The following is a 201-nucleotide window of genomic DNA, read 5'->3' as shown; positions in this document are numbered from 1 at the left end:
CTTTATCTTTGACCTCTTGTTCAGTTGTGCCTTGACCAAATGGTTTTTCAATCGGTTGGACAGTTGGTTCATAAGTGTCTGAATCTTTTGGACCGACTGTTACTTTCACATTCACTGTATCTGTTGTTTTATCCGGATAAGTGACTGTGACTGGCACTTCAAACTCACCGCTTGTTTTACCGTCAGGTACTTTTGTTGTAT

At 40.3% G+C, this 201-nt stretch carries 1 protein-coding gene; it reads right to left on the bottom strand.

The genetic code is table 11. From position 1 onward, the window contains the following. On the bottom strand, window positions 1-201 hold a 201-nt coding region (locus HMPREF3031_RS13735), incomplete at both ends, for a Rib/alpha-like domain-containing protein (RefSeq protein ID WP_257243613.1).

Source organism: Staphylococcus sp. HMSC072B07 (assembly GCF_001815505.1).
Lineage (GTDB): Bacteria > Bacillota > Bacilli > Staphylococcales > Staphylococcaceae > Staphylococcus > Staphylococcus simulans.
The sequence above is the reverse complement of the archived record's forward strand: the minus strand, read 5'-3'. Positions and strand labels throughout refer to the sequence as shown.